Raw genomic sequence first — 25,714 nt, forward strand, 5'->3', positions numbered from 1 at the left:
TGCATCGACAATCGCGGCCGCGTCAGAACTCCTTGCTGAAGCGCACGCCCAGCGTGCGCGGCTGGGCGAACACGGTGTAGGACTCCTGCCCGCAGGTCAGCGCCGCGCATTCGGAGAACCGCGCCAGCTGCCCGCGCGTGTTGAAGGCATTCTTCAGGAACACGTCGATCGACCAGCTGTCCTTCTTCCAGCCGGCGGACAGGTCGGTCAGGGTGTAGGCGCCCAGCTTGCCGAACACCGCGCTCTGCGCGTCGCGCAGGTCGTTGGTGCGGTCGCCCTGGTGCGCCACCGACGCCTGCCAGTAGGCCTCGCCGCCATGGAAGTCGAAGGTGTAGCGCGCGTTGAGGTTGCCCTTGAACTTGGCGGTGACCGGCAGGCGGGTGCCATTGGCCGCCAGCGGCCCGGACACGACGTTGCCGTTCGGGTCCACGGTGCCTGCCGGGCAGCTGGTCTCGGGGCTGCCGTCCGGCTTCAGCCAGCCGCAGTAATTCGCGGTCAGCTTGGCGTCGTACCAGGCGAAGCCGCCGTTGATCTGCAGGTTGTAGGTGGCCGCCCAGGCCAGGTCCAGCTCCAGGCCGTCGATGCGCGCCGAGTTCGCGTTGCGGATCTCGGTCAGGCCGTTCTGGCCGAGGTAGGAGAACTGGAAGTCGTCCCAGTTCTCGCGGAACAGCGCGCCGTTGAACACCAGCTTGTTGTCCGCCCAGCTGGTCTTCCAGCCGAACTCGTAGTTGGTCAGGAAGTCCGAGGTGTACGGCGGCAGCGTGCCGCGGCGGTTGATGCCGCCGGGCCGGTAGCCCTCCGACCAGGTGGCGTAGACCATCTTCTTGTCGTCGATCTGCCAGGTCAGGTTGACCCGGCCGATGTGGTCGTTTTCATGCGTGCCCTTGTCCAGGTTGACGCAGGGCGCGCCGTGGAACTGCTCGCTGGAGAAGCACTGCGAGACGCCGGTGCTGCCGCTGAAGCCGTCGCCGTAGCCGAAGAAGCCCTTCAGGCTGTTGTCGTTGCGGAAGAAGCGCATGCCGCCGGTCAGGGTCAGGCGATCGGTGAGGTCGTAGGACAGCTCGCCGAACACCGCCTTGTCGCGGTCCTTGCGCTGCTGCGCGGTCAGCCAGATGGTGTCCGCCCAGCCGTTGACCTCGATGTCGGTTGCCAGGCCGTCCACCCTGTAGCGCTGGAAGATGTCGTGGCTCTGCTGTTGCCAGAACAGGCCGGCGACCATGCGGAAACGGCTATCCTGCGGCGATGCGATGCGCAGTTCGTGGCTGGTGCGCTTGTAGCCGTCCGTGGCCTGGATGTATTGCGACGGATTGATCAGGTCGCCGTTGTCGTCGTAGAAGTACGCGCCGTAGCCGGCCAGGCTGTCGTACCAGAAGCCGTAGTCGGCGTAGTCCGCCTCCGAATCCACGTCGCGCTTCATGTTCGAGAACACGTAGGTCAGGTCGAAGTTGCCGACCTTGCCCTCCACCGTCAGCGCCGCCTGGTGCCAGCGGTCGTCCGAGGATTCCGGATAGAAGTGCTTGACCGCGAGTTCGGCGCTGGACGGGTCGTAGCCGAAATCCGTGTTGCCGACATTCGGATCGACGCCGGTGCTGCCGTGCGCCTTCATCTTCTGCGCGACCAGGGTCGGGGTGATGGTCCAGTTGTCGTTGATGTCGAAGCGCAGCGAGCCGCGCACGCCGACGGTGTCGGCATCGTTGAAATCCTTCTCGACGCGAGCGGCGTTGTCGATGGTGATGCCGGAGGTCGGGAAGGTGCGGGTGCCGTGGATGTTGTCGACGTAGCCGGCGTCGTGCTTCTGCCAGCCGACCAGGCGCACTGCCGCATGGTCGTTGATCGGCACGTTGACGAAGCCTTCCAGCACGTGGCCGATCCCGCCGTCCTCGATCTTACTGCCCTCGACCGAGAACCCGGCCGAATAGCCCGACGGATCCGGCTTGCGGGTGATGATGCGCACCGTACCGGACTGCGAGTTGGCGCCGTACAGCGTGCCCTGCGGGCCAGCCAGCGCCTCGACGCGCTCGATGTCGTACATGTGGATGTCGAGCGCGCCGGTGATGGTGGTGATCGGCTGCTCGTCCAGGTACATCGCCGCGCTGGGCTGCGAACCGGAGTGGTTGGCGTCGTTGCCGCTGGCCACGCCGCGCATGTACAGCTGGACGAAGCCGGGGCCGGAGAACACGCCGCCGCCCGAGGTGCCGAACGACAGGCTGGGGATCAGCTTGGCGTAGTCGTTGAAGGCGGCGACGTTCTGCTGCTCGAGCTGGGTATTGCCCAGCACCTGCAGGCTGATCGGCACCTTCTGCAGGTTCTCCTCGCGCTTCTGCGCGGTCACCGTGATGGTGTCGAGGGTGCGCGCCTGCTTGTCCGGCGAAGCCTGCGCATCGGCGGACTGCGCCCAGGCTTGCGGAGCGAAGGCCAGGGCCACTGCCGCGGCCAGCGGCAGTTTTCGGAACGGACGGGTCTTGCGGGCAATGCGCTTGCTGGCGTGCATCTCGGGTTCCCCACGGGTGGTTTGCCGAAGATTACGCTTTTTTAACGCTAAACCGGCAACTCCCCCGCCGGCGGCACCGCCGGGTAATGGTCGAGGACGGGTCCCAGCGCCAGCTTGAGCGGGTACAGCCAGGACTCGTAGTGCCGCCACTGGTCCACGCCTTCGCGGTAGATCGGCCGCCGCACCTGCTCCGAGCTGGCGGTGCGTACCGCGCGCTCGTTCTCGAAGAAACGCAGGCAGCGTTCGTCGAACTCGAGGCCGCAATAGGCGAGCAACGCGCGCACCTGCGCCTCGGTATCGTCCACCATCCGTTCGTAGATCACCCGATGCACGCGGCCGGGCAGCACTTCGTCGAAATGCGCCATCAACGCCACGTAGTCCGCGTAGTAGCGCCCCATGTCGGCCAGGTCGTAGCTGAAGTTCTGGCCCCTGGCGAAGTGCTGCTTGAAGTTGGAGAAGCCGCAGGCCAGCGGATGCCGGCGCGCATCGATGATCTTCGCGTTCGGCAGGATCAGCTGGATCAGCCCGACGTGCGCGAAGTTGTTCGGCATCTTGTCGATGAAGAACGGGCGACCGAGCTTGCGCTGGACGCGGGTGGTTTCGATGTAGCGCCTGCCGAGCGCCTCGAATTCCGCCGAGTCCAGCGTCGCGACGATGTCGTGGTAGGAGACCGCCTCCGGCTGCTTCGACTGGGCTCGCAGGTCGCGGGTGATCGCGATGATGTCCGGCAGCTCCATCGTCGCCTCGACCTGCGGATGGCTCGACAGGATCTGCTCGATCAGGGTGGAACCCGCGCGAGGCATGCCGATGATGAAAATCGGTGACGGATCGCCGTGACCGACGCCCGCGCGTTCAAGGAGGAAGTCGCGCGTGTACGTGGCTTGCGCGCGCCGCCTGCGTTGCGCGTTCTGCTCCGCGTTGTAGGGCAACTGCGCGCGGCGCAGCGCATTGCCGCTGGCGTAATGGGCGAACGAGGCGGCGTACTCGGCGGCATCCTCCAGCGCCTTGCCCAGCGCGAACTCGAAGTGCAGGCGTTGGTCGTCGTCGAGATCCTCGCGTTGCAGCTGACGCTGCATCGCCGCGATGTCGCTCGCGTCGAAACGCACGGTCTTGAGGTTGGCCAGGCTCCACCAGGCCCCACCGAAACCGGGGTTCAGCTCGATCGCGCGGCGATAGGCGATGATGGCGCGCTCGGTCTGTCCCTCGGTCTTGAGCGCATGGCCCAGGCTCATCCACACCCGCGGCTCCTTGGGCCGCTTGTCGAGGATGGATTCGTACAACCGGATCGCGCTGCCGTAGTTGCCGAGCTTGCCCAGCACCACCGCCTTCAGGTTCTGCAGATTGGGATTGTCCGCGTCGTTGGCCAGCAGGCTTTCGAGTTCGACCAGCGCATCTTCATGCCGGCTGCTGCGATCCAGCACCAGCGCATAGTTGTGTCGCGCCATCGTGAAGCCAGGCGCGAGTTGCAGGCAGCGTTCCAGCAACGCAAGTGCTTGGTCGTTGCGCCCCACGCGCGCACCCAGCTCGGCCAGCATGCGCATCGCCGCCACGTCGTTCGGCATCGCGCGCAACCGATCGCGCAACTTCTGCTCGGCCTGGGGCAGGTCGCCGGCGTTGAGCGCCCGGCCTGCTGCCATCAATTGCGCATCGTGCATGCCGGTGCGCGCATGCTGCAGGTAGGCGCTGGCCGCCTTGGCGCGCTCGCCCGCGGCATCGAGCAAATGGGCGAGGCGAAGCCAGACCAGCGGCAAGGTCGGCAGCAGGCGCGCCGCATGTTCGACTGCGGCGATGGCTTCGTCGCCTCGGCCGGCGCCCGCCAACGCCATGCCCAGCTCCAGGTGCACTCGCGATGCGTTCGGCTGTTCAAGTGCCAGCGGTTCCAGTTCGGCCAGGGCCCGCACGTACTCGCCTTGCGCGGCATGCGCCATCCCCAAGATCAGGCGGGCACCGGGCTCGCCTGGCACGGCCATCAGGATTTGCCGGGCCTGCTCGGCGGCGAGTTCCGGGTCGCGCGCGTACAACCGCATGGCATTGGCTGGTGCGGCGTCAACGGTCGCAGTCGGCTCGGTATCGCTCATCTTGTCCTTCGGCATCGGGAACAACCGTGCCTTCCGGACACGATTGGGCAATCTACCCGCGCGGCAACGGCAGCGTCCAGCGCGCTCACCCCGTCTTAGCCTGTCCGCGCCTAGCCTGACCCACCCCGCCGGAGAAGCCCGCCATGCCCCTGCTCCGCCTGCGCGTGACCGGACGCGAGGACGACGTCCGCGCGATCGGCAACCTGCTGCAAAGCCTGGACGGCGTCGGCCACGTCGAGGAAATCGACGACCTGATGCCGCACATGGACGATGCCGATTCCAGCTCGGCCGGGCTGAGCGACCTCAGCGGCCCGGACACCCACGAGCTGGAGATCGAGGCCTCGAACGCCTCGGCCGCCAAGCGCGTGCGCGAAGCGGTGGAAGCGCTGGCCTTCGACCTCGACCTGCTGGTCGAATTCGAGCACGACGAGGGTTGAGCGGCCGCCGCCCGCGACCCGTAGCCGCGCTACCGGCTGGCGCCGTCGAACGGCATCACCTTGAGCGATGCCAGTTCCACGTCCGGCAGGCAGCGCACGTTGACCGCGACCGTGGCCTCGCCGGTGTTCGGGTTCACGCCCTCGCCGAACGGCGCGCAACCGCAGTGGGCGCAGAAGCGATGGCGGATGGTGTGCGAGTTGAAGGTATAGGTGGCGATGTCGGCTTCCGGCGTGTGCAGGGCCAGCGCACTGCGCGGGAAGAATGCCAGCAGGCTGCCGCGACGGCGGCACAGCGAGCAATTGCAGTCGATGGCCGTCTCGATCTCGCCCTCGAGGGTGAACGCGATCCGGCCGCAGTGGCAGCTTCCCTGGTGGGTCATGGCGGGGGTTCCGGGGGGGATGACTTCCGTATCTTGCCAGCCGGGCCGGCATCGCACACCCTAGGGATTCTGTTTGGCCCTCCCTGCCGGAACCCGCCCATGCACACGAGTCGTGCCGCTGCCGTTTTGCTTGCCGTCCTGTCGATGTGGGGCGCCACGGCGCATGCCGCGCCCGCCCTCCCGGCCGCGGGCGCCTGCCCCGAGATCCCGCTGGCCGGCGCGGACGCCGCCGCGGTGCGCACGCCCAGCGCGGCCGATGCCTGGGGCGGCGCGCGCGGCGGCAGCGAAGCCACCCTGTCCAACCGGGTGGTCGCGTATTCGATCGACGCCGAGCTCGACCCGGTCAAGCACACGATCAAGGGCAAGCAGGCGCTGACCTGGCGCAACCGCAGCGCGCAGCCGGTGTGCAGCGTGTACCTGCACCTGTACCTCAACGGCTTCGAGGGCCATGGCAGCACCTTCATGACCGAGCAGCGCGCCAGCGAAAGCGGCTTCCGCAGCGACGTCGACACCAAGGACGGCGAATACGGCTACATCCGCCTGGACAAGGTGGCGCAGGGCGGCGCTGCGGCGAAATGGCGCTTCGTGCAGCCGGACGGCGGCCCGAAGACCGACCGCAGCGTGGTCCGCATCGACCTGCCGCAGCCGGTCGCGCCTGGCGCCAGCACCACCCTCGACATCGACTTCTTCGACCAGTTGCCGCGGGTGGTCGCACGCACCGGCTACTACGGCAGCTTCCACCTGGTCGCGCAGTGGTTCCCGAAGATCGGCGTGCTGGAGCTGCCGGGCGAGCGCGGCGCCACCGCACCGCGCTGGAACGCGCACGAATTCCACCTGCACAGCGAGTTCTACGCCGACTTCGGCAGCTACGACGTGCGCATCACCGTGCCCAGGGGCTACACCGTCGGGTCGACCGGCGTGCCGAAGGCCGCGCCTGTCGAGAAGGGCGGCAAGGTCACCCACAACTACGTGCAGGACGACGTGCACGACTTCGCCTGGACCGCGGACAAGCGCTACGCCAAGCCGATGACGCAGGTGTGGAACGGCCCGAACGGACCGGTGCAGGTCAGCGTCCTCTACACGCCGGAATACGCATCGAATGCGAAGCCGGTGCTGCAGGCCACCATCGACTCGCTCAAGTACTTCTCGGACACCCTCGGCGGGTATCCGTACAAGAGCGCCACCGCGGTGATCCCGCCCTATGGCGCGGACGAAGCCGGCGGCATGGAATACCCGACCTTCTTCACCGCCGACAGCACCGCGCAGGACGAGCCGGGCACGCCGGGCCGCTTCGCGCTGGATTTCGTCACCGTGCACGAATTCGGCCACGGCTATTTCTACGGGATCCTGGCCTCCAACGAGTTCGAGGAGCCCTACCTCGACGAAGGCATGAACGAGTACTGGGACCAGCGGATGATGACCGCGCGCAAGCAGGACATCGTGCTGACCAAGCCGTGGATGCAGCTGTACGGGATCGGCACCCGGATCGCCCCGTTCGAGATGGAACGGCTCGGCGCCAGCCTCGGCGACCCCGCCGACCCGCTCGGCGGCAATTCCTGGGAGCGCCTGTCCAGCGGCAGCTACAACACCGTCTACACGCGCACCGCCACCGCGATGCGGCAGATCGAGGCGTTGGTCGGCACCCCGGCGATGGAACGGGCGATGAAGCTGTACTACGCGCGCTGGAAGTTCCGCCACCCCTCCACTGCCGACCTGCAGGCCGCGCTGGCCGAAGGCACCGGCAGGGCCGACATCGTCGATGCCGCCTTCGACGCCTTCATCTACGGCACCGGCAAGGTCGACGACCGCGTGTCCAGCATCAAGAGCGAAGAGATCCTGCCGCTGCCCGGCTACCGCGATTACAAGGGCCAGCGGGTGCTGGTCGGCGGCAAGCAGATCGACAAGGCCATCGACGCCCTGCGCGAGAAGTGGAAGAAGGCGCACCCGAAGGCCAAGGCGTGGGAAGGCGCCTTCCCCTACCGCAGCATCGTGGTCGTGCGCCGCGACGGCCTGGCCGTGCCGCAGACCCTGCGGGTGAAGTTCGCCGACGGCAGCCAGCGCGACATGGCGGTGACCGGCAGCGGCAGCTGGCAGCGCTTCGTCTTCGTCGGCCCGGCCAAGGCGGTCTCCGCCCAGCTCGACCCGGACGACAATATCCGCCTGGACAGCGACGAGCTCAACGACAGCCGCACCGCGGAAGCGAACGGCGACGCCGCGCGCCGCTGGTTCCGCGATTTCGCCATGCTGCTGCAATCCCTGTTCGCCCTGCTGGCAACCGTCTGAGGCCCGCCATGAACACGACGACCCCGATCGGCGCGAAAGCCCCCGTCCTGCCCACCCTCCGCGCCGCCCTGGGCCGCGCCCTGCAATGGCGGCTGTGGCTGCTGTTCGCCGGCGCCAGCCTGTCGTGCGCATTGCTCGCCGGCCTGCCCGTGTGGAACTGGCTGGCCGGCGTGCTCAACCACTCCGTGCACGTCGATGCCATCGCGGCAGGCCAGGCGCCCGCGTTGCTGCTGGACGCCGTGCTGTCGCACGACGCCCCAACCGGCGTCATCGGCGAGAGCAGCCTGATCGCCGCGATCCTGATGCTGCTGCTGTCGCCCCTGCTGGCCGGCGCGGCGGTGGCCGCCGCGCGTTCGCGCAGCCGGCTCGGCTTCGGCGACCTGTTGCGCGGCGCCATCGCCGAATACGGGCCGATGCTGCGCATGCTCATCTGGTCGATCGTCCCGCTTGGCCTGGCCCTGCTGGTGACCAGCATGGTCATCGCCGGCAACGAGAAGGCGCACGAGCACGCGATCCTCGCCTCCGAAGTCGCCACCGGCCGCAGCGTCGCGCTCTGGATCGGCGGCCTGCTGTTCGTGCTGGCCCACGCCAGCCTCGAGGCCGGCCGCGGCTGGCTGGCCGCCGACGCGCGCCTGCGTTCGGCGCTCAAGGCCTGGTGGCGCGGGCTGAAACTGCTGTGCAAGCGCCCCGTCGCGGTGTTGGCGGTCTACCTGGCCACCACCCTGGCGGGCCTGCTGCTGGTCGCGCTCCTGCTGCTGCTGCGCCCGCACCTGGGCCATGGCAGCGTGGTCGCGCTGCTGCTCGGCCTGCTGTTGTCCAGCGCGGTCGCGGCCGCGCTGGCGTGGAGCCGGATCGCCCGCCTGTTCGGCATGCAGGCGCTGGCCGAGGACATCCACGCGCGCCGCTGATCCGGCCGAAGGCGACAAGCGCGGCGGCCCGGATTACCATGCGGGCCGCACACGCCGAATGCCGGGGGAGGCGACGTGGCCCTGTTCGATTTCTTCAAGCGCAAGACCAAGCCGCAGCCTGCGCCGGCAGCCGCCAGTCCGGCGCCTGTCGCCGTGGCGGAACCGCAGGCCGAGCCTGCCCGCGAGGAAATCCCGGACTTCCTGCCCGACGTCGGGCAGGGCGTCGTCCCGGAACACGACGGCCCCGAACGCCGCAGCCGCTCGCGCCGCAATGCGCGTGCCGGCACCCGGATCCTGGTGATCGACGATTCGCCGACGATCGTGGCGCTGATCAAGCGCATGCTGCAGCAGAACCAGTACCAGGTGCTGGAAGCGTTCGACGCGGAAAGCGGGATCGAGATCGCCCGCAACGAAGTGCCCGACCTGATCTTCCTCGACATCGTCCTGCCCGGCATGGACGGCTTCAACGCGTTGCGCACCCTGCGCCGCGACCCGGCGACCAAGACCGTGCCGATCATCATGATCAGCGGCAACGCGCAGGCGACCGAACAGTTCTACGTGCAGCGCATCGGCGCCGACGACTTCATGAAGAAGCCGTTCTCGCGCGCCGAGGTGTTCAACCGGATCGAAGCGCTGCTCGACGAGGACGGCATCCCGCGCCACGGCAGCAAGCCCGGCACGCGCGCGCAAGCCGCTGCGGCGAACGAGGCGGCAGCCGCCGCCGCGGCGGACGACGCCTGACCCGACGGAACCGGGCCGGGCGCCGGCTTACTTCTTCCCCGTCGCCACCGGCGCCAGCCGCAGGTCCTGGAAGTCGAAGCTGAAATCGGTCAGCGGCGACACCGGCTGCATGCGCAGCTCGCGGATCCCGCCGTCGGCATCCAGCGAGAAATTGACGAAGGCATCGGCGTTCAGGCCGCGGTCGCGCCAGCGCACGATGAAGCTGTCGTGCTGCCAGTGCTCGATGTCGCCCAGCAGCTCGGCGGTCTTGCCGAACTGCATCTCCAGCCCCTTCGCGCCCTGGCGGATGATGACGTCGCCGTACCACGGGTCGCGATAGGTGCCGGCGTACTTCGCCAGCGGCAGCGAGGGCGTGCTGCCGGCAGCGCGCGCGGCGACATGTTTCTGCCACGAGGTGTCGGCATCCGCCTGCGATTTCGCATACGAAGCCGCATAGGCCTTCAGCCAGTCGTTGCCTTCGCGACCCAGCATCATGTCCAGCGCGCGGTAGGTCACCGCGTTGAAGGCCACGCCGAGTTCGGCGCTGGTCAGCACGATCACCCCCAGCTTCCTGCCCGGCACCAGGGTCAGCCGCGAGACCTGCCCCGGCCAGCCGCCGGTATGCCAGACCAGCCGCTCGCCGCCGTAATCGGACAGGTTCCAGCCCTGCCCGTAACCCATGAGATTCGGCGTCGTCGGCGCCAGTTCCGGCACGCTCGGCTTGCCGACCGGGATCGGCGTCAGCATCGTCCACATCTCGCGCTGGCGCTGCTCGGAAAACAGGCGCTTGGCGTTGTCGCCGCTGCCGGCATAGACGCCGCCGGCCAGCTGCACGTTCATCCACTTGGCGATGTCGTGCACGCTGGAATACAGGCCGCCGGCGCCGGACACGTTGCGCCAGCTGGTCGTGCCGACCGGCTTCAGGTCCTTGAAATCGAAGCGCGCATGGCCGGTCGCCACGTTGTCGCCGGGCTTGAGGTCGTCGCTGTTGTAGCGGGTCTCGGTCATCCCCAGCGGCTGGAAGATGCGGCTGGACAGGAACTGCTTGAACGGCATGCCGGAGGCTTCCTCCACCACCAGCTGCGCCACGCCGAACAGGATGTTGTCGTAGGCGTACTGTTCGCGGAAACCGCCGGTCAGCGGCACGTCCTTGAGGCGTTCGGCGACTTCGCGGGTGGAATAGGTCGTGGTCGGCCAGTACAGCAGGTCGCCCGCGCCCAGGCTCAGGCCGCTGCGGTGCGCCAGCAGGTCGCGGATGCGCATCTCGCGGGTGACGTAGGCATCGCTCATGCGGAACCACGGCAGGTGGTCGATGACGCGGTCCGTGGTTTTCAGCTTGCCGTCGTCCTGCAGCATGTTCAGCGATGCCGCGGTGAACGCCTTGGTGTTGGAGGCGATGGCGAACATGGTGTGTTCGTCCACCTTCGCCTGCTTGCCCAGTTCGCGCACGCCGTAACCGCGCTCCAGCACCACCTTGCCGTCCTGCACGATCGCCACCGCGATGCCGGGCACGTCGAACTGCTTGCGCACGGCTTCGACGAAGGCGTCGAATTCGGCCAGTTGCGGCGCATCCGGCGACATCGCCGCGCGGTCGTCGATCAATACCGGCTTGGCGGGGACGGCCCGCTCCGCCTGTTGCGCCTGCACCGGCGCGCCGAAGGCGAGCGTGAGTCCCAGGGCGATCGCCAGCGTGCGCATGCGCATGTTTTCGTTCCTCTCGTGGAAGCGGCCAGTATGCCGCCGCGCGCCGGCAGGCGCGATGCGCCATCGGTCATGCCCGGCTATCCTCGCCGCATGGACATGTTCAACGGCACGGCGGGCGCGACCGACGGCATCCGGGTCGGCATCGGCGGCTGGACGTTCGCGCCGTGGCGCGACAACTTCTACCCGAAGGGGCTGGTGCAGCGACGCGAGCTGGAGTTCGCCAGCCGCCACGTCACCGCCATCGAGATCAACGGCACCTACTACGGCACGCAGAAGCCGGCGACCTACGCCAAATGGCGCGACGAGGCGCCGGATGGCTTCGTGTTCTCGGGCAAGGCGCCGATGCGGATCATGCAGTCGAAGTCGCTGGCCAAGACCGGGCCGCAGGTCGAGGACTTCGTCGGCGGGATCGCCGAGCTCGGCGCCAAGCTGGGCCCGCTGGTCTGGCAGTTCGATGCCGGATTGAAACTCGAACGCGAATCGTTCGGCGCATTCTGCGAATTGTTGCCGCGTGAAGCGAACGGCCATGCATTGCGCCATGTGCTGGACGTGCGCGATCCCGCCTTCGTCGATGCCGATTTCCTCGCGCTGGCGCGCCGCCATGGCTTCGCCACCGTGTTCACCGATTCGCCGGAGTACCCGTCCTTCGCCGACCTGACCGCCGATTTCGTGTACGCGCGGCTGATGCGCTCGCGCAGCGGCATCGCCAGCGGCTACCCGAGCGGCGAACTCACGGCCTGGGGCAGCGCGCACGACAATGGGCGCGCGGCGGCGAACCCGGCGACCTGCCGAAGATCGGGACGGACGCCACACCGGCGAAACCGCGCGAGGTGTTCGTCTACTTCATCAGCGCCGCCAAGGAACGCAATCCGGCGGCGGCGATGGCGTTGCTCGAACGATTGCGCGCATCCTGACCCTGCCACAAGGCACATGCCATCCGGCACTTCGCCGGCCGCGACACGCGGGCGAAGCTTGCGCCGCCCCGCATCGACCAGGCCGACATGCCGCGCAGCTTCCTGACCCGCGCCTTCAACCTGCAGGACGACGAAGCCCTGCCGGTCGCGGCCGGCTTCGCGATGTTCTTCCTGCTGTTCGCCGGCTATTTCATGCTGCGCCCGGTGCGCGAGACGATGGGCATCACCGGCGGCGTCGACAACCTGCACTGGCTGTTCACCGGCACCTTCTTCGCGACGCTGGCGGCGATGCCGCTGTTCGGCTGGATCGCCGCCAGCGTGCAGCGGCGGCGGATCCTGTACTGGGTGTACGGCGTGTTCGCCGCCAACCTGCTGCTGTTCGCCGCCGGCTTCATCGCCAACCCCGACGACGTCTGGCTGGCGCGCACGTTCTACATCTGGCTGTCGGTGTTCAACATGATCGCCATCTCGCTGGCGTGGAGCGTGCTGGTCGACCTGTTCGCCGCCGCACAGGCCAAGCGCGTGTTCGCGCTGATGGCAGCGGGGGCCAGCGCCGGCGGGCTGGCCGGTCCGCTGCTCGGGGTCGCGCTGGTCGGGATCGTCGGCCATGCCGGGCTGTTGCTGCTGGCCGCGATCCTGCTCATCGGCGCGGCCTTCGCCGCGCGCGCGATCCAGCACTGGCGCGACGCGCATCCGCTGCACGCGGAGGAAGCCCCGCAACGCGCACGGCCGCTGGGCGGCAATCCGTTCGAGGGCATGACCGACGTGCTGCGCTCGCCGTACATGCTCGGCATCGCCCTGTTCGTGGTGCTGTTGGCCAGCGCCAACACCTTCCTCTACATCGAACAGGCGCGGCTGGTCGAAGCGGCGTTCCCGGACAAGGCCGCGCAGACCCGGGTGTTCGGCCTGATCGACGCCACGGTGCAGGCGCTCGCCATCCTCTCGCAGCTGTTCATTACCGGCCGGGTGGCGCAGAAGCTCGGCATCGGCGTGCTGCTGGCGGCGGTGCCGCTGCTGATCGCGCTCGGTTTCGTGTGGCTGGCGCTGGTGCCGAGCTTCGGCGTGTTCGTGGCGGTGATGATCCTGCGCCGCGCCGGCGAGTACGGCTTCATGCGCCCCGGCCGCGAAATGCTGTGGACCGCGGTCACCGACAGCGCCAAGTACAAGGCGAAGAACTTCACCGACAGCGTGGTCTATCGCGCCGGCGACATGGCCAGTGCGTGGGTGAAGAGCGGCGTGGACGCGCTGGCCGCGACCCCCGCGCTGGCGATGCTGGTCGGCGCCGGCGTGGGCGTGGCGTGGGCGGCGAACGGCTACCTGCTGGCGCGCGCGCAGGCGCGGATCGAGGCCGGCGAGGCGCGCTAGCCGCGCGTTTTCTTCACCGCCTTCTTCGCCGCCTTTTTCGCGGCCGCCTTCTTCGGTTTCGGCTTCGGCTTGCGCAAGGCCGCCTCCCACGCACGCTGCGCCCATGGCCGGAACTCCTGCGGCGAATCCAGCGCATCTTCCGGCACCGACCAGTAGCTCATCGGCACCGCCTTGCCCTTCGCTTCGTACACGAAGGGCTCGCAGCCCGCGGCCTCGAACGCGGCGCGGGTTTCCGCGTCCACCTTCAGGTAGATCGCCTCGTCGATCACGATGGCGACGATCACGCCGTCACGGTACACGCCATGCCCGCCGAACATCGCCCGGGTGGTCACCGCGGCGAACGCGGAGAACAGGTCGTGCAGGTAGTCGAGGTATTCGCGGCTCATGCGGCGGCTCCTTGGCAGGCGATAATGCGCGCATGTCCGATGCCAACACCACCCGCGCCCTCTGGCAGATCCACCTGTGCGTGCTGCTGTGGGGCTTCACCGCGATCCTGGGCAAGCTGATCACCCTGCCCGCGTTGCCGCTGGTGTGGTGGCGGATGCTGATCGTGATCGTCGCGCTGGCGCTGCTGCCGCGCGTGTGGCGCGGGATCCGGGCGATGCCGGCGCGCACGCGCTGGGCCTATGCCGGGATCGGCGCGTTGGTCGCGCTGCACTGGCTCACGTTCTATGGCGCGATCAAGTTGTCGAACGCCTCGGTCGCCGCCACCTGCATCGCCTTCGCCACGCCGATGACCGCGCTGGTGGAGCCGCTGCTGACCCGGCAGAAATTCCAGCCGCGCGACCTGCTGCTCGGCGTGGCCTCGCTGCCCGGGATCTGGCTGGTGGTCGGCGGGGTGCCGGCGGGCATGCACGCGGGGATCGTCGCCGGCGTGGCCTCGGCGCTGCTGGTGGCGCTGTTCGGCACCCTCAACAAGCGCATGGTCGATGGCGGCGATCCGCTGACGGTGACCGCGCTGGAACTCGGTGCGGGCACGTTGACCCTGACCCTGCTCGCACCGCTGATGCCGGTCCTGGTGCCCGCCTTCGCCGGCCCGCTGCTGGTGCTGCCGTCGGCGATCGACGGCTTCTGGCTGGTGCTGCTGGCGCTGGCCTGCACCCTGTTCCCGTTCGCGCTGTGCCTGGTCGCGCTGCGCCACCTGAGCGCGTTCACCGCGCAGTTGTCGGTGAACCTGGAGCCGATCTACGCCATCGTGCTGGCGGCGGTCATCTTCGGCGAGCAGCAGGAACTCAGCCCGAAGTTCTACCTCGGCGTGGCGATCATCCTCGGCGTGGTGTTCGCCCAGGGCCTGCTGGCCGGCCGGGGCAAGCAGCAACACCCGGAACACGCCGAACTGCTGGGCGTGAGCGAATCCAAGCAGGTTGCTGACTGATCCGCGCCGGCATGGCAGGCTAGCGCGCATGTATCTCAGCTACTACGGCCTGCACGAGCCGCCGTTCTCGATCACCCCGGATCCGCGCTTCGTGCACCTCAGCGAACGCCACCGCGATGCGTTGGCGCACCTGCTGTTCGGCATCGACAAGGGCGGCGGCGGCGGTTTCGTCCAGCTCACCGGCGAGGTCGGCACCGGCAAGACCACGCTCAGCCGGCTGCTGCTGGAGCAGTTGCCGGAGGACGCGCGGATCGCGCTGGTGCTCAACCCGCGGCAGAACGCGGTCGAACTGCTGGAGACGATCGGCGAAGAACTGCACATCGACATCGAAGGCAGGCGCGGTTCGAGCAAGTCGCTGGTCGATGCGCTCAATGCCCACCTGCTCGATGCCTATGCGAAGGGATTGCGCGTCGTCCTGCTGATCGACGAGGCGCAGAACCTGCCGGCCGACGCGCTGGAACAGGTGCGCCTGCTCACCAACCTGGAAACCGACACCCAGAAACTGCTGCAGATCCTGCTGCTCGGCCAGCCGGAACTGCGCGAGATGGTGGCCCGGCCGGAACTGCGCCAGCTGGCCCAGCGCATCACCGCGCGCTACCACCTGACCCCGCTCGACGCCAAGGAAACCGGCGAATACCTGCGCCACCGCTGGCGCGTGGCCGGCGGACAGAAGTTCCCGTTCGAGGCGAAGGCGGTGCAGCGCATGCACCAGCGTTCCGGCGGGGTGCCGCGCCTGCTCAACGTGATCGCCGAGCGCGCCCTGCTCGCCGGCTATGCGCGCGATGCCGCCGCGATCGACGCCAGGCTGGTCGAAGCCGCGGCCGATGAAGTCTTGCCGCCCGCCGCCGCGCGGCGCTGGTGGCCGTGGCTGGCCGCGGCCGCGGGCATCGCCGCGATCGCACTGGCGGCGATGCAGTGGCGCGCGGCGCCTCCCGCACCGAGCTTGCCCGTCGCCAGCGCGACGGCCGCGGCGCAGCCATCATCGGCCAAGCCCGCCAGCGCGCGCATCGAAACACTCGACGCCGGCGCCTTGACCCAATTGCTGGGCGCCACCGGCGATACCCCGCTGCCCGCATGGCAGGCATTGCTCGCGCTGTGGAAGCTGCCCGCGGACAGCATCACCGTCGATCCCGCCGGCCCGTGCACCGCAGCCGCGCAAACCGACGTGCACTGCGTGCAGGGACGCGCCTCGCTGACCACCTTGCTGGCGCTGGACCGGCCGCAGCTGCTGCGCCTGCAGGACGGCGGCGCCAGTGCCTGGGCGCTGCTGCTGGGCGCGGATCCGCGCAAGGTGCGCCTGCGCATCGGCACACGCACGTTCGACCTCGACCGCATGCTGCTGCAATCGCGCTGGAACGGCGATTACGCCGGCCTGTGGCGCGGGCCGGCAGCCCTCTCCGCCCCGCTGCGGCTCGACCAGTCCGGCCCGGCGGTGGACTGGCTGCGGCGGCAACTGTCGCCCACCGGCAATGCCGCGCCGGGCACGCCCTACGATGCCGCGCTGCGCGCCCAGGTGACCAACCTGCAAGCGGCGCGCGGCCTGCCGGCGGACGGCATCGCCGGCCCGCTCACCCTGATGGCGCTGGCCGACGAGCCGCCCGGCCCGCGCCTGCTGCGCGTACTGGACTGAACGATGTCGTTGATCCTCGAAGCCCTGCGCAAGTCCGAAGCCGAACGCCGGCGCGGCAGCACGCCGGACGTGGCGATGGAACTGCCGCCTGTCCCGATCCCGCGGACACCGGCGACCCGGCCGTGGCTGCTGCCGGCCATCGCGTTCGCCGCGGTCGCCTTGCTCGCCGGATGGTGGTGGTCGCAGCGCGCCGCAGCGCGTGCGGACGACACGCGGCCCGTCGCCGTGGCGCCCCTTGCCGAACCACGGATCGAAGCGCCTGCGCCGCCGGTGGTGGTCGCAAGGCCGGCACCGCCGCCGGTCACGCCGGCAGCGCCCGCAGCGGCCACCATCGAAGCAGCGCCGCCGGTCGCCGCGCCGGCAGCGCCGCCGGTGCGACCGCTGCCGGTGCCTCCGCCCCCGCCCGCGCGGGTCGAGCGGACCGACGTCGCCGACATCGACAGCACCGCGATGCCGCCGGTCAAGCTGAGCATGCACATGTGGGACGAAGCGCCGGGCAAGCGCTTCGTCATCCTCAACGGCCAGCGCATGGGCGAAGGCGACCGCAACGGCGAAGTCACCGTGGTCGCGATCGAACGCGACGGCGTGGTGGTGGAACGCAACGGCCAGCGCGCGCGCGTGCCCTTGCCCTAGCGGCGCTCACTCGCCCATGTAGCAGCAGTTGAGCTTGTTGCCGTCGAGGTCGCGGAAATACGCGGCATAGAAGCCCGGCCAGCGTTGCCCGGGCGCGCCTTCGTCGGTGCCGCCAAGCTCCAGCGCCTTCGCATGCACCGCATCCACCTGCGCGCGGCTGTCGCCCTGCAGCGCCACCATGGTGCCGTTGCCGACGCTGGCGGCCTGCTTGTCGAACGGATAGGTGATGCCGAGCCCGGCGCCGGTTTCCGAATTGCCCCAGGCGATGAAGTAGTCCGGCTCCTCCATGAAGCGCCTGGCGCCGAGCACGCCCAGCACTTCGTCGTAGAAGGCGGCGGCTTTCGGCAGATCCTTGGTGCCCAGGGTGGCGTAGGCGAGCATCGGGTTTCTCCTGCGGGTCGGGAGCGGCAGCCTACACCGGCCGCGCGCGCCCGGTATGCTGCGCGCATGCAGACCATCGATTTCGAACTCGACCGCGACTTCGTCGAACTCAACCAGCTGCTGAAGCTGGCCGGCCTGTGCGATTCCGGCGGCGCCGGCAAGCAGTTGGTCGCCAGCGGCGCTGTCTCCGTCGACGGCGTGCGCGAGGAACGCAAGACCGCCAAGATCCGCGCCGGCCAGCGGGTACGGGTGGACGACATCGAAATCCGGGTGATGGCCGCATCCTGAATTTTTTCGCGGGCGGCGCGTGAGATTCCGCTCGCCGCTGCGAATCATGGATCCGAGAGGCGCGATCAACGCGCCGGGGAATCCATGGATACGATTGCCGCCACCATGACCGCAAGCAACCGCCATGCAGTCTTCAGCGACCTGCTGCAGCGGCATCGCGGGATCGTGTTCAAGGTCGCCAACACCTACGCACGGCGGGCCGAGGATCGCGACGACCTGGCGCAGGAGATCGCCGCGCAGCTCTGGCATGCGTACCCGCGCTACGACCCGGCGCGCAGCTTCAGCACCTGGATGTACCGGGTGGCGTTGAACGTGGCGATCAGCCATGTGCGCGCGCAGTCCGTGCGCGGGCGCCACGATGCGGTGCCGCTGGACGAAGGCATCCACGACATTGCCGATGCGACGGCAAGCGACCACGAACGCGACCAGCACATCCGCCTCCTGCAGGATTTCATCCGGCGGCAGGCGCCGCTCGATCGCGCGCTGCTGCTGCTCTATCTCGATGATCGCCCGCAGCGCGAGATCGCCGAGATCCTCGGCATCGGCGAAAGCAACGTCTCCACCAAGATCGGGCGCCTCAAGCAGCGCATCCGCGACGAACTCTGACCGCACACAAGGAACGCATGGACACCACGATGGAACTCGACGACTTCAAATCCGCCTGGCAGGCCATCGACCGCCGCCTCGAACTGGACAACCGCCTCAAGTTGCACGACCTGCGCGAACGCACCCTGCACAAGGCGCGCGGCAGCCTGCGCCCGCTGTTCTGGGGGCAGGTCGCGCAGATCCTGTTCGCCATCCCCTTCATCCTGCTGGCCGCGCTGCTGTGGATGAGCCAGCCGGCGCATGCCTCCACCATCTTCGCCGGCGTGCTGGTGCATGCCTACGGCGTGCTCACCATCATCGGCGCCGGCGTGGTGCTGGGGCAGATCGGCAGGATCGACCATGCGCTGCCGGTGCTCGAGATCCAGAAGCAATTGCTGCGCGCACGCACGCTGTACATCCGCAGCGGCATGGTGGCCGGCCTGCCGTGGTGGTTCCTGTGGGTCGCGATCCTGCAGGTGCTGGCCGGCCTCGGCGACGGCGACCTGCTGGCGAAGGCGCCGTCGCTGGTGTGGAGCGGCTACGGCATCGGCATCGCCGGCCTGCTCGCCACCTGGTGGTTCCATCGCTGGGCGCGTCGCCCGGAACGCGCCGAGTTCGGCAGGAAGATGGACGACAGCCTGACCGGCGGCAGCCTGCGCAAGGCGCTGGCGCAGTTGGACGAACTCAAGCGCTTCGAGCAGGAATGACCCGGGCAGGCAGGCATTGGCCGCTGCCGCCACGCGCAGCGGCGCCCACGCACCCCGATCCGCCGCCGCGCTGCTTGCGCGCGGCAGCGGCCGATGCATGCCCGCGATACCGCGGCAACATGGAGAGTGCATCCACATGCATCCGCTCCGCAGCGATGGTGGTTCGCGGAATGCGTGCCGGGGCGGCGACGGCGCTGTTGCCGGCGGGCTGCGGCCGGCTGGCGCGCAACAGCCCGATCGGCGCGCGCTGGAATCCCCGCCGCAAGCCGCACCGGCTCGAACCCGCCCGATGCCATGCCGGAAGTTGGCTGACTTCGTGCACGTCGCCGTCCGCGCGCACTCCGCTATGTTGGCCCCACCACCCACGCGGCAATGGAGCATGCGATGAAGAAAATCCTGATCGGCGTCGCCCTCGTCGCCATCCTGTGCATGGTCGGCGGTGCCGGCTACCGGTTCGGCCAGTACCTCGCGCACAAGGACCAGGCGGCGCAACACGCCGCCAGCGAAGCCTGAACCTCAGCGCGGCGCATCCTGGCGCGCGCCTGCCGCCGGCTCCGGTGCGGCCTCGGCTTCCGGCCCGGCCGCGAGTTGCGGGATGTCGAGGATCGCGCCGTCGAGTTCCGCCATCGGGCTGTCGTCCGGGCATTGCGGATCCGGGAAGCCGTACTGCGCACGCAGGGCCAGGCCGCAGGCGTTGATGTCGACCACGTCCTGCGAGGCCGCGTCCGCCGGCTGCACGCATTGCGCGTCGTAAACGCGGCGGAAGGCATCGCGGCGGCGCACGAAATCGTTGCCGCAACGGCGGGCCAGGCGGAGCCGGTTGAGGTCGTCCTCCACCGCATTGGCGCCGGACAATCCGTAGCGCTCCAGTTCGTCGGCCGTGAGCACGCGCAGGGTACGGTTCGGCACCGTGGTCATCAGGTCGTAGACTTCGGCGGAAGCGCCGTTGCGTTCCAGGTAGTTGCGCAATTCGTCGCTGACCTTGCGCAGTTCCTCGCCGAGTTCCTTGCGCGAGGTCGCCGCGGAGCCCACGCGGATCATGCGGTGGATGCCGACCGGCCCCGCGACCACGCGCATGTCGCCCGCCGCCAGCAGCAGCACGCAGGCGCTGTGGCAGGCGGAATCGTCGCGCACCCAGATCGTCCAGTCGTTCTCGCCGATCGCGTCGCCGGCGCGGATCGCGGCTTCGACATGGCCGCCTGCCGAATCGATGTCGAGGATGCGCTTGCCGATGCCGAGATCGGTCGCGAGCTTGCCGGTGCGTTCGGCCAGCGCGGCGAAGCTGGTGGTGACCTTGCCCTTGTAGCGCAGGCGCACCAGGCCGGTGCCGCGGCAGGCCTGCATGGTATTGCGCAGGTCGATGTAGGCCAGCGACAGCACCGGCCGGCCGTCGCCGTTGCGGTAATCGGAGCCGCAATCGATCCAGGCATCGCCCGCTTCCAGCCTGGCCGGCGACCAGTCGACCTGCGCCTGTTCCTTGCGCTGCACGGCCGGCGCCGCGGGCACCGCCTGGTCGGCGCTGGCGCTGGTCTGGACTTCGGCCTGGCGGCTGCAGGCGCTCGCCAGCAGCAGGCCGGCGGCGAGTGGGATCCAGCGCAACGTCATCGAACGGACCGCACCTTGGACGGGGTTGCCGCAAGTCTAGTGCGGTGTGCCGCGGGCGTGCACAACCGTCGATGAATCCATGGCCGTCGCGTACCCTGCGCACACGCCACCCGGACCGCCCCCCATGTCCCTGTACAAGCCCCGCCACATCACCGCGATGGCGCATGTGAGGGACGTGGCCGCGTCGGTGGCCTGGTACGAAAAACTCGGCTTCGCGATGGAACACCGATACGCGCCGGAGGGCGAGCCGTGCTGGGCCTGGCTGTCCTCGGGCCCGGGCGGCGCGCAACTGATGCTGACCAAGGCCAACCCGCCGGTCGACCCGCACAGCCAGGGCGTGCTGTTCTACCTTTACTACGACGACGTGCAGGCGGCGCATGCGCAGGCCGGCGCGGCCGGGTTCCGGCCTGGCGAATTGAGCTATCCCTTCTACTGCCCCAAGGGCGAATTCCGCCTGACCGATCCGGATGGCTACTGCCTGGTGTGCACGCACGCAGGATGAGCATGCGCCGCAGGTCCCGGGGCGACTAGGTCGGCCGCGACGGCGCCTGGATTTCCGCGCGCGCGGCCGCGAGCCGCGCTTCCACGAATGCGAGGCTGCCCGCGACCCGCGCGCGCATCTCCGCCGCCCGCTGCGACAGCCGCGCGCGCAATTCCGGCCCCGCCGCGAGCTGCGCCTTGGCGCGATCGACGATGGCGTCGACCTGGCCCGCCAGGCCGCGCGCATCGAACACCGGTTCGCCGGGATGCAGCTGCTGCATGAGCGCGGCCATCTTGTGCGTGTTGGCGCCGATCGCGACCAAGGGCGTGCCGCCGGTCGCGGCGAAGATGCCGGGATGCCAGCGCCCGCCGACGTGCGCGCGCGCGTTGCCGAGCACGTCGATGCCCTGCGCCACCGGCAGGTTCAAGCCGAGCAAGGGCAGGCCCGTGGCGGCCTGCACCTTGCGCATGATCGCCGCGTCGACTTCGCAGGGAGCGACCAGCACCACCTGCGCGATCTCCGCCGCCAGGCGCCGGCACAAGCCGATGAAGGCATCGCTTGGATCGCCGCCCGGCCCGGCATGGGCGAACGCCGAGCTGGCGCTCACGGTCACGTACGGCTGGCCGGCATCGAACGCGGCGCAGTGGTCGGGCCAGGCGTTGAAGTGGCCGCTGCGGCCGGCCAGCGCGCGCCATGCCGCGAGCGGCGCCGGGGCGGCGGTCCAGCCCACGTCGGCGAACTGCAGGAAGCGCGCGTCCGCGACCAGCGCGCGATACTGCGCGGCGGAGACATCTTCGCGGATGTGCACCTCGTCGAGCAGCGGCAGCACCTGCGCCACCAGTTCCGCCAATGCGGGTTCGGACAGGTCCAGGCTGAGGTTGACCAGCATCACCGGCTTGGCGAACACCGCCTTGGCCAGGTAGGCCAGCATCAGCAGGCGACGCCCCTTCAGGGTGCCCGGGCGGATGAAGTTCTCGCCGTTCATGAACACCAGGTCGCAACCGGCGAGCGGCGGCAACACGTCCGCGAGCCCCTCGCTGCGACCTTCACGCACGTCCCGGGCGATCGCCTGCAGGTCCGGCCATGTCAGCGGCGCGGGCACCTTGCTGTCCCCGCTGAAGAACCAGCGGCTGCCGAGGCGGCGCAGGCGCACGCCGTCGAGGCCGAGCAGCGCTTGCCGGTACCAGTCGCCCATGAAACGGCAGCCCCAATTGGGGTGGTCGGCGGTGTCCGGTGCGTAGAGCAGCCTCATGTCCACGAACATGACGCAAGCGCATGCGCGGCGCAATCCGCGCGACGCACTTGCCGGGCTGCATCAGTCGATGCGGTACACCCGCGCCTTCGGCATGTCCTCGTCCAGCTGCAGGAACCAGCGGCCGGCAAGGCCCGGCACCAGCACGATCTCCGGATCCTGCAGCGGCCTGCGCAGCTTGATGCTGCCCTTCAGCACCTTCCATTGCTGGCCATTCGCAAGTACGAACACGGTGCCCGGCTCCCAACCGTCGACGCTGCCCTCGACCTTGCCGTCGATGCGCTCGGCGTCCAGCCCGATGTAGCGCGTGGGGTCGTCCTGCGCTTCGCCCTTCGCGGTTTCCCGGCGGGCCGTCCCGACCGGCGGCGCCTTGGCGTCGGCTTCGCGCAGGTAGCGGTTGAGCAATGCAAGCTGGCCCGGCGTCAGCCCGACCTCATGCAGCTGTTGCGCGCTCAAGCGCTGTTCGAGCGGCACCCAGGCCTGCTGCGCCCAGGCGATGCCGGCCAGTGCAAGCAAGGCCAGCGTGGACCAGGATTTCGTTCGCTTCGCCATCGTTTCGACCCGTCACCGAATGCGACGAGTCTGCGACGGTTCCATGACAGCCTCGCGACAGTTCAGCCGCGACGCAGCGCCATGAACCGGATGTCGCGGCGCAGTCGGTAGCCCATCCGTTCGTACAGGGCCTTGGCCCGCGCGTTCGAATAGGCCACGTGCAGGAACGGCTGCCTGCCGGCGCGCAGGGTTTCATTGCCGAGGAAGGCGGTGAGCCTGCGCGCATACCCGCGACCGAGGAAATCCGGATGGGTGCAGATCGCGCTCATCTCGCGCGCATCGGGCGTGCCGAGGCGCTCGCCGACGATCGCCGCCAGCCGGACTTCGCCGCGTGCGTCCGCCACGTACATGCCGAAGTAGCGGCCCAAGGCCATGGTGCGCGGCCGGAAGTAGTGCGGGTAGACCAGCGCCGTCAGCGCCAGCACGTCGGCGCGATGGCGCTCGTCGAGCTCGATGATGTCCGGCCCGTCGATGACGGCGAGCTCCCGCTCGCATTGCATCTGCGCCAGGTCGGCGAACGGCTGCAGCGCCCAGCCGGCGGGCAGTCGCGCCGGCGCCACGCCGAGCAGTAGCACGCTATCGCCCGCCGGCACCAGCGCATCCAGCGCGGCGGCCATGTCCACGTCGGCGTGCGGGATGCCGAGGAACGGGGCGAACTCGGCCGGATAGCGGCGCACCTCGCCATGCCGCAAGGCGACGTCGCGATGGATCGAATCCAGCGCCGAGAAAAACGGGTTGTCGAGCGCATGCGCGGCCATCGGCACAGTTTCGCAAGTGCAGGCCCGCGGGTCGATCACGGGATCTTTCGGCGATGCTGTCGAAACTGGCGCCTCCCGTTCGTCGCACCGATTGCAGGCGCGCCGGCGCCGGCACCCACCAGGAGAATGCCATGGCCTACATCGACGGTTTCGTGATTGCGGTACCCACCGCCAACAGGCAGAAGTTCATCGACTTCGCCAAGGAGTTCGATCCGATCTTCCTCGAATACGGCGCCACCCGCGTGCTGGAATGCTGGGGCGACGACGTGCCGCACGGCGAGCGGACCGACTTCTACCGGGCCGTGGACGCCAGGGAGGACGAAGCCGTGCTGTTCTCGTGGATCGAATGGCCGGACAAGGCGACCCGCGACGAAGGCATGAAGCGGGTGATGGACGATCCGCGCATGGGTCCGGACAACCCGATGCCGTTCGATGGCAAGCGCATGATCTTCGGCGGCTTCGCGCCGGTGGTCGATCTCGCCGCCTAGCCCGGGCGCGCGGCCGCTGTTCGCGCCGCTTGCCGTTCAACATGGCGGGCGGACGGGGGCATGAGCGGATGAAGGACGCGCGATCCACGCCGGCGGAGGCAGGCCGCGGCCCTGCCTCCCTGGGCGGCAAGGGCATGTGGTTCATCTATCCGTTCTTCGGCATCCACATGCTGATGTTCGGGCTGTCCGGCTTCCTGATGGCGTATTCCGCGAAAGGACCGGGCCTGGGCTTCCTGTACATGCATGGCGGCATCGCCATCCTGGTGTACATGGTGTTCTACCTCGCGATCTTCGGCCGCGACGAAGTGAAGTGGATGCTGGTCAATGCCGGGCTCGGCATCCTCGGCATCTACTCGCAGATCGGCTGGCTGCTGGCGAAGTTCGGCAAGGACATCGACGACTATCCATGGCCGGCGCACGTCGTGCCGTTCCTGTACTACATCCTCTACACCTTCCTGCTGCGCCAGTTCCTGCTCGACCTCACCCGCAGCCGCGACAACCCGGCGCGCAAGAAGCTGGTGGATGCCGTGTACGTGGTGGGTTCGCTCATCGTGTACGGCGGGTTCCTGCTGCGCAGCCGCTGAGGGTTCAGCGCGCCATGCAGGCGTTCCAGCGTGCGTTCACCCGCTCCGCGAACCAGGCCGTGGTCAGCTTGCGGGTGATCTTCGGGCTGTCCAGCGCGATGTCCGGCACCCGCGCACGCGCCACCGGCTTGCCGCTGCCCTTGCCGTCGGCGATGGCGAACACGCGGCGGTAGAGCTCGGTGTCGGCGAACGCGGCGCTGTCTCCCCGCGCCAATGCGCTGCGGATGCCGGCGGCATCCATCCGCAGTTGCGGGGCGATCCCGCGCAAGGCGGCTTCGGTCGCGCCGGGCCTGTCCATCGGCGCGCCCGGCGCCAGCAGGTCGCCGTCGCGCACCAGCTTCGTGCCGCTGGCGATCGCCGCCGCCTGCTGGAACGCGGCGTTGCGGCTGGCATGCCAGCCCGCGTTGAAATCGGCGAAGCGATAGATCGGGCGCGGGTAATCCACCGGATAACCGAGCAGGTGCTTGATGCCGAAGTACAGGCCGCCGCGCCGGCTGAAGACTTCGGCGCGGATCGAACCCGTGACCGGATACGGATAACCGCGCAGGTGGCGTTCGGCGAAATCGATGCGCACCTGCATCGGTCCGCCGGTGCGCACCGGGTTGAAGCGCGCGAACAGGCGCTGCCCCATCGGCACCCGATGGGTCATTTCCTCGAACAGCGCGGACAGTTCCTGTTCGGTGCGCAAGGCGCCGATGCGCTGCGCGTAGGTGCGCCCATCGGGCGCATGGAAACGCAGCGCGGCCTCGACCATGAAGTGCGGCACATGCAGTTTTTCCGCACGCCGATCGATCTCCGCACGCGCGATCTGCGCCAGGCCCGGCACCGGCGGATCGACGCGATAGGTGGATTCCTGTTCGACCACCGCCAGCACCGCGCACAGGTTGGACGTGCTCGGTTCCAGCTCCTGCGCCGCGAACGCGGCCTGGATATCGCGCGCCCAGCCGTCGCGGTCGTGCAGGGTGGCCGGCAGCTTGCGCAGCAGTTCGGCGCGCACCTGCTCCGGGGTGCGCGGCGATTCGCAGGCGGGCAGCAGGGCGATGCCGAGGCAGAGGGCGAGCAGCGCAGGGAGTCGATGGCGTCCTGGGACCTGCGTCATGCGGCACTGCCGGCGG

26 protein-coding genes and 1 pseudogene are annotated in these 25,714 nt (G+C 69.1%); 16 read left to right on the forward strand and 11 right to left on the reverse strand.

What is annotated here, in order from left to right; genetic code table 11:
• Positions 1 to 22: 22 nt before the first annotated feature.
• Together FHQ07_RS04310 and FHQ07_RS04315 are read right to left on the reverse strand one after the other, a co-directional pair.
• Positions 23 to 2,491 carry a TonB-dependent receptor gene (locus tag FHQ07_RS04310; RefSeq protein ID WP_139715591.1) on the reverse strand — a complete coding sequence of 823 codons (2,469 nt, stop codon included), beginning with the start codon at positions 2,489 to 2,491 and terminating at the stop codon, positions 23 to 25.
• 47 nt (positions 2,492 to 2,538) lie between these two features.
• Entirely contained in the window at positions 2,539 to 4,569 is a 2,031-nt protein-coding gene (locus FHQ07_RS04315) for a tetratricopeptide repeat-containing sulfotransferase family protein (RefSeq protein WP_139715593.1), read from the reverse strand.
• A gap of 143 nt (positions 4,570 to 4,712) precedes the next feature.
• Here FHQ07_RS04315 and FHQ07_RS04320 point away from each other — a divergent pair, with 143 nt between their 5' ends.
• The gene (locus FHQ07_RS04320) at positions 4,713 to 5,006 is read left to right on the forward strand and encodes a hypothetical protein (RefSeq protein ID WP_139715595.1); all 294 of its coding nucleotides are present in this window, start codon (positions 4,713 to 4,715) and stop codon (positions 5,004 to 5,006) included.
• A gap of 29 nt (positions 5,007 to 5,035) precedes the next feature.
• Here FHQ07_RS04320 and FHQ07_RS04325 read toward each other — a convergent pair whose 3' ends face one another.
• Complete coding sequence (locus FHQ07_RS04325; protein ID WP_139715596.1) at positions 5,036 to 5,386, reverse strand: GFA family protein; 351 nt, start codon at positions 5,384 to 5,386, stop codon at positions 5,036 to 5,038.
• Between the two features lie 99 nt (positions 5,387 to 5,485).
• On the opposite strand from FHQ07_RS04325, the gene FHQ07_RS04330 reads away from it, so the two are divergent.
• From FHQ07_RS04330 to FHQ07_RS04340, 3 genes are all read left to right on the forward strand, one after another.
• Entirely contained in the window at positions 5,486 to 7,669 is a 2,184-nt protein-coding gene (locus tag FHQ07_RS04330; RefSeq protein WP_139715598.1) for a M1 family metallopeptidase, read from the forward strand.
• 8 nt (positions 7,670 to 7,677) lie between these two features.
• Positions 7,678 to 8,577 (forward strand): hypothetical protein, encoded by a 900-nt coding sequence (locus FHQ07_RS04335; protein WP_139715600.1) that lies wholly within the window; start codon positions 7,678 to 7,680, stop codon positions 8,575 to 8,577.
• 75 nt (positions 8,578 to 8,652) lie between these two features.
• The gene (locus FHQ07_RS04340; protein WP_240703547.1) at positions 8,653 to 9,318 is read left to right on the forward strand and encodes a response regulator; all 666 of its coding nucleotides are present in this window, start codon (positions 8,653 to 8,655) and stop codon (positions 9,316 to 9,318) included.
• Positions 9,319 to 9,345: 27 nt separating this feature from the next.
• Here the strand turns inward: FHQ07_RS04340 and FHQ07_RS04345 are convergent, their stop codons facing one another.
• Positions 9,346 to 10,878 carry a serine hydrolase gene (locus tag FHQ07_RS04345; protein ID WP_240703583.1) on the reverse strand — a complete coding sequence of 511 codons (1,533 nt, stop codon included), beginning with the start codon at positions 10,876 to 10,878 and terminating at the stop codon, positions 9,346 to 9,348.
• Positions 10,879 to 11,091: 213 nt separating this feature from the next.
• Here FHQ07_RS04345 and FHQ07_RS04350 point away from each other — a divergent pair.
• Positions 11,092 to 11,915: pseudogene (locus FHQ07_RS04350) on the forward strand (DUF72 domain-containing protein).
• A gap of 87 nt (positions 11,916 to 12,002) precedes the next feature.
• On the forward strand, positions 12,003 to 13,280 hold the full coding sequence (locus FHQ07_RS04355) for an NTP/NDP exchange transporter (protein ID WP_139715602.1): 1,278 nt from the start codon (positions 12,003 to 12,005) through the stop codon (positions 13,278 to 13,280).
• Here the strand turns inward: FHQ07_RS04355 and FHQ07_RS04360 are convergent.
• On the reverse strand, positions 13,277 to 13,666 hold the full coding sequence (locus FHQ07_RS04360; protein ID WP_139715603.1) for a TfoX/Sxy family protein: 390 nt from the start codon (positions 13,664 to 13,666) through the stop codon (positions 13,277 to 13,279). The genes FHQ07_RS04355 and FHQ07_RS04360 overlap by 4 nt on opposite strands.
• 32 nt (positions 13,667 to 13,698) lie before the next feature.
• Here FHQ07_RS04360 and FHQ07_RS04365 point away from each other — a divergent pair, with 32 nt between their 5' ends.
• The 3 genes from FHQ07_RS04365 to FHQ07_RS04375 are packed head-to-tail and all read left to right on the forward strand — an operon-like array spanning position 13,699 to position 16,918.
• Positions 13,699 to 14,655, forward strand: coding sequence for a DMT family transporter (locus FHQ07_RS04365; RefSeq protein ID WP_139715605.1), 957 nt, complete (start codon positions 13,699 to 13,701; stop codon positions 14,653 to 14,655).
• A 28-nt stretch (positions 14,656 to 14,683) separates the two neighbouring features.
• Positions 14,684 to 16,285, forward strand: coding sequence for an ExeA family protein (locus FHQ07_RS04370; protein ID WP_139715607.1), 1,602 nt, complete (start codon positions 14,684 to 14,686; stop codon positions 16,283 to 16,285).
• Between the two features lie 3 nt (positions 16,286 to 16,288).
• A complete protein-coding gene (locus FHQ07_RS04375) occupies positions 16,289 to 16,918 on the forward strand; it encodes a general secretion pathway protein GspB (RefSeq protein ID WP_139715609.1) in 630 nt (209 codons plus the stop codon).
• 6 nt (positions 16,919 to 16,924) lie between these two features.
• On the opposite strand, the gene FHQ07_RS04380 is transcribed toward FHQ07_RS04375, so the two are convergent.
• Positions 16,925 to 17,299 (reverse strand): VOC family protein, encoded by a 375-nt coding sequence (locus FHQ07_RS04380; protein WP_139715611.1) that lies wholly within the window; start codon positions 17,297 to 17,299, stop codon positions 16,925 to 16,927.
• A gap of 66 nt (positions 17,300 to 17,365) precedes the next feature.
• Between FHQ07_RS04380 and FHQ07_RS04385 the strand changes: the two genes are divergently transcribed.
• From FHQ07_RS04385 to FHQ07_RS14620, 4 genes are all read left to right on the forward strand, one after another.
• Positions 17,366 to 17,587: an RNA-binding S4 domain-containing protein gene (locus FHQ07_RS04385; protein WP_139715614.1), complete on the forward strand. Its 222-nt coding sequence runs from the start codon at positions 17,366 to 17,368 to the stop codon at positions 17,585 to 17,587.
• Between the two features lie 84 nt (positions 17,588 to 17,671).
• Positions 17,672 to 18,193, forward strand: a complete 522-nt coding sequence (locus tag FHQ07_RS04390) for a sigma-70 family RNA polymerase sigma factor (RefSeq protein WP_139715616.1) — start codon at positions 17,672 to 17,674, stop codon at positions 18,191 to 18,193.
• Between the two features lie 17 nt (positions 18,194 to 18,210).
• Positions 18,211 to 18,879, forward strand: a complete 669-nt coding sequence (locus FHQ07_RS04395) for a serine/threonine protein kinase (RefSeq protein WP_139715618.1) — start codon at positions 18,211 to 18,213, stop codon at positions 18,877 to 18,879.
• A 384-nt stretch (positions 18,880 to 19,263) separates the two neighbouring features.
• Complete coding sequence (locus FHQ07_RS14620) at positions 19,264 to 19,392, forward strand: flagellar basal body-associated FliL family protein (protein WP_277871813.1); 129 nt, start codon at positions 19,264 to 19,266, stop codon at positions 19,390 to 19,392.
• Positions 19,393 to 19,395: 3 nt separating this feature from the next.
• Here the strand turns inward: FHQ07_RS14620 and FHQ07_RS04400 are convergent, their stop codons facing one another.
• Positions 19,396 to 20,484, reverse strand: a complete 1,089-nt coding sequence (locus FHQ07_RS04400; protein ID WP_139715620.1) for a COG3904 family protein — start codon at positions 20,482 to 20,484, stop codon at positions 19,396 to 19,398.
• A 124-nt stretch (positions 20,485 to 20,608) separates the two neighbouring features.
• Between FHQ07_RS04400 and FHQ07_RS04405 the strand changes: the two genes are divergently transcribed.
• Positions 20,609 to 20,986 carry a VOC family protein gene (locus FHQ07_RS04405; RefSeq protein WP_168191460.1) on the forward strand — a complete coding sequence of 126 codons (378 nt, stop codon included), beginning with the start codon at positions 20,609 to 20,611 and terminating at the stop codon, positions 20,984 to 20,986.
• A gap of 25 nt (positions 20,987 to 21,011) precedes the next feature.
• Here FHQ07_RS04405 and FHQ07_RS04410 read toward each other — a convergent pair whose 3' ends face one another.
• From FHQ07_RS04410 to FHQ07_RS04420, 3 genes are all read right to left on the reverse strand, one after another.
• Entirely contained in the window at positions 21,012 to 22,229 is a 1,218-nt protein-coding gene (locus tag FHQ07_RS04410) for a polysaccharide pyruvyl transferase family protein (protein ID WP_139715624.1), read from the reverse strand.
• Between the two features lie 51 nt (positions 22,230 to 22,280).
• Positions 22,281 to 22,769: a hypothetical protein gene (locus FHQ07_RS04415; RefSeq protein WP_139715626.1), complete on the reverse strand. Its 489-nt coding sequence runs from the start codon at positions 22,767 to 22,769 to the stop codon at positions 22,281 to 22,283.
• A 62-nt stretch (positions 22,770 to 22,831) separates the two neighbouring features.
• Positions 22,832 to 23,527, reverse strand: a complete 696-nt coding sequence (locus tag FHQ07_RS04420) for a GNAT family N-acetyltransferase (protein WP_139715628.1) — start codon at positions 23,525 to 23,527, stop codon at positions 22,832 to 22,834.
• 131 nt (positions 23,528 to 23,658) lie between these two features.
• Here FHQ07_RS04420 and FHQ07_RS04425 point away from each other — a divergent pair, with 131 nt between their 5' ends.
• Both FHQ07_RS04425 and FHQ07_RS04430 read left to right on the forward strand, forming a co-directional pair.
• Positions 23,659 to 24,015 carry a DUF1428 domain-containing protein gene (locus FHQ07_RS04425; protein ID WP_139715630.1) on the forward strand — a complete coding sequence of 119 codons (357 nt, stop codon included), beginning with the start codon at positions 23,659 to 23,661 and terminating at the stop codon, positions 24,013 to 24,015.
• Positions 24,016 to 24,083: 68 nt separating this feature from the next.
• Complete coding sequence (locus tag FHQ07_RS04430; protein WP_139715632.1) at positions 24,084 to 24,599, forward strand: hypothetical protein; 516 nt, start codon at positions 24,084 to 24,086, stop codon at positions 24,597 to 24,599.
• Positions 24,600 to 24,603: 4 nt separating this feature from the next.
• Here FHQ07_RS04430 and FHQ07_RS04435 read toward each other — a convergent pair whose 3' ends face one another.
• Positions 24,604 to 25,698 carry a DUF1615 domain-containing protein gene (locus tag FHQ07_RS04435; protein ID WP_139715634.1) on the reverse strand — a complete coding sequence of 365 codons (1,095 nt, stop codon included), beginning with the start codon at positions 25,696 to 25,698 and terminating at the stop codon, positions 24,604 to 24,606.
• Positions 25,699 to 25,714 lie beyond the last annotated feature (16 nt).

Source organism: Thermomonas aquatica (genome assembly GCF_006337105.1).
GTDB classification, from domain to species: Bacteria; Pseudomonadota; Gammaproteobacteria; order Xanthomonadales; family Xanthomonadaceae; genus Thermomonas; species Thermomonas aquatica.

Coding starts and splice junctions, on each gene's coding strand:
- FHQ07_RS04310 (WP_139715591.1), bottom strand. CDS start 2,491: ATGCACGCCAGCAAGCGCATTGCCCGCAAGACCCGTCCGTTCCGAAAA.
- FHQ07_RS04315 (WP_139715593.1), bottom strand. CDS start 4,569: ATGAGCGATACCGAGCCGACTGCGACCGTTGACGCCGCACCAGCCAAT.
- FHQ07_RS04320 (WP_139715595.1), top strand. CDS start 4,713: ATGCCCCTGCTCCGCCTGCGCGTGACCGGACGCGAGGACGACGTCCGC.
- FHQ07_RS04325 (WP_139715596.1), bottom strand. CDS start 5,386: ATGACCCACCAGGGAAGCTGCCACTGCGGCCGGATCGCGTTCACCCTC.
- FHQ07_RS04330 (WP_139715598.1), top strand. CDS start 5,486: ATGCACACGAGTCGTGCCGCTGCCGTTTTGCTTGCCGTCCTGTCGATG.
- FHQ07_RS04335 (WP_139715600.1), top strand. CDS start 7,678: ATGAACACGACGACCCCGATCGGCGCGAAAGCCCCCGTCCTGCCCACC.
- FHQ07_RS04345 (WP_240703583.1), bottom strand. CDS start 10,878: ATGTCGCCGGATGCGCCGCAACTGGCCGAATTCGACGCCTTCGTCGAA.
- FHQ07_RS04355 (WP_139715602.1), top strand. CDS start 12,003: ATGCCGCGCAGCTTCCTGACCCGCGCCTTCAACCTGCAGGACGACGAA.
- FHQ07_RS04360 (WP_139715603.1), bottom strand. CDS start 13,666: ATGAGCCGCGAATACCTCGACTACCTGCACGACCTGTTCTCCGCGTTC.
- FHQ07_RS04365 (WP_139715605.1), top strand. CDS start 13,699: ATGTCCGATGCCAACACCACCCGCGCCCTCTGGCAGATCCACCTGTGC.
- FHQ07_RS04370 (WP_139715607.1), top strand. CDS start 14,684: ATGTATCTCAGCTACTACGGCCTGCACGAGCCGCCGTTCTCGATCACC.
- FHQ07_RS04375 (WP_139715609.1), top strand. CDS start 16,289: ATGTCGTTGATCCTCGAAGCCCTGCGCAAGTCCGAAGCCGAACGCCGG.
- FHQ07_RS04380 (WP_139715611.1), bottom strand. CDS start 17,299: ATGCTCGCCTACGCCACCCTGGGCACCAAGGATCTGCCGAAAGCCGCC.
- FHQ07_RS04385 (WP_139715614.1), top strand. CDS start 17,366: ATGCAGACCATCGATTTCGAACTCGACCGCGACTTCGTCGAACTCAAC.
- FHQ07_RS04390 (WP_139715616.1), top strand. CDS start 17,672: ATGGATACGATTGCCGCCACCATGACCGCAAGCAACCGCCATGCAGTC.
- FHQ07_RS04395 (WP_139715618.1), top strand. CDS start 18,211: ATGGACACCACGATGGAACTCGACGACTTCAAATCCGCCTGGCAGGCC.
- FHQ07_RS14620 (WP_277871813.1), top strand. CDS start 19,264: ATGAAGAAAATCCTGATCGGCGTCGCCCTCGTCGCCATCCTGTGCATG.
- FHQ07_RS04400 (WP_139715620.1), bottom strand. CDS start 20,484: ATGACGTTGCGCTGGATCCCACTCGCCGCCGGCCTGCTGCTGGCGAGC.
- FHQ07_RS04405 (WP_168191460.1), top strand. CDS start 20,609: ATGTCCCTGTACAAGCCCCGCCACATCACCGCGATGGCGCATGTGAGG.
- FHQ07_RS04410 (WP_139715624.1), bottom strand. CDS start 22,229: ATGTTCGTGGACATGAGGCTGCTCTACGCACCGGACACCGCCGACCAC.
- FHQ07_RS04415 (WP_139715626.1), bottom strand. CDS start 22,769: ATGGCGAAGCGAACGAAATCCTGGTCCACGCTGGCCTTGCTTGCACTG.
- FHQ07_RS04420 (WP_139715628.1), bottom strand. CDS start 23,527: ATGGCCGCGCATGCGCTCGACAACCCGTTTTTCTCGGCGCTGGATTCG.
- FHQ07_RS04425 (WP_139715630.1), top strand. CDS start 23,659: ATGGCCTACATCGACGGTTTCGTGATTGCGGTACCCACCGCCAACAGG.
- FHQ07_RS04430 (WP_139715632.1), top strand. CDS start 24,084: ATGAAGGACGCGCGATCCACGCCGGCGGAGGCAGGCCGCGGCCCTGCC.
- FHQ07_RS04435 (WP_139715634.1), bottom strand. CDS start 25,698: ATGACGCAGGTCCCAGGACGCCATCGACTCCCTGCGCTGCTCGCCCTC.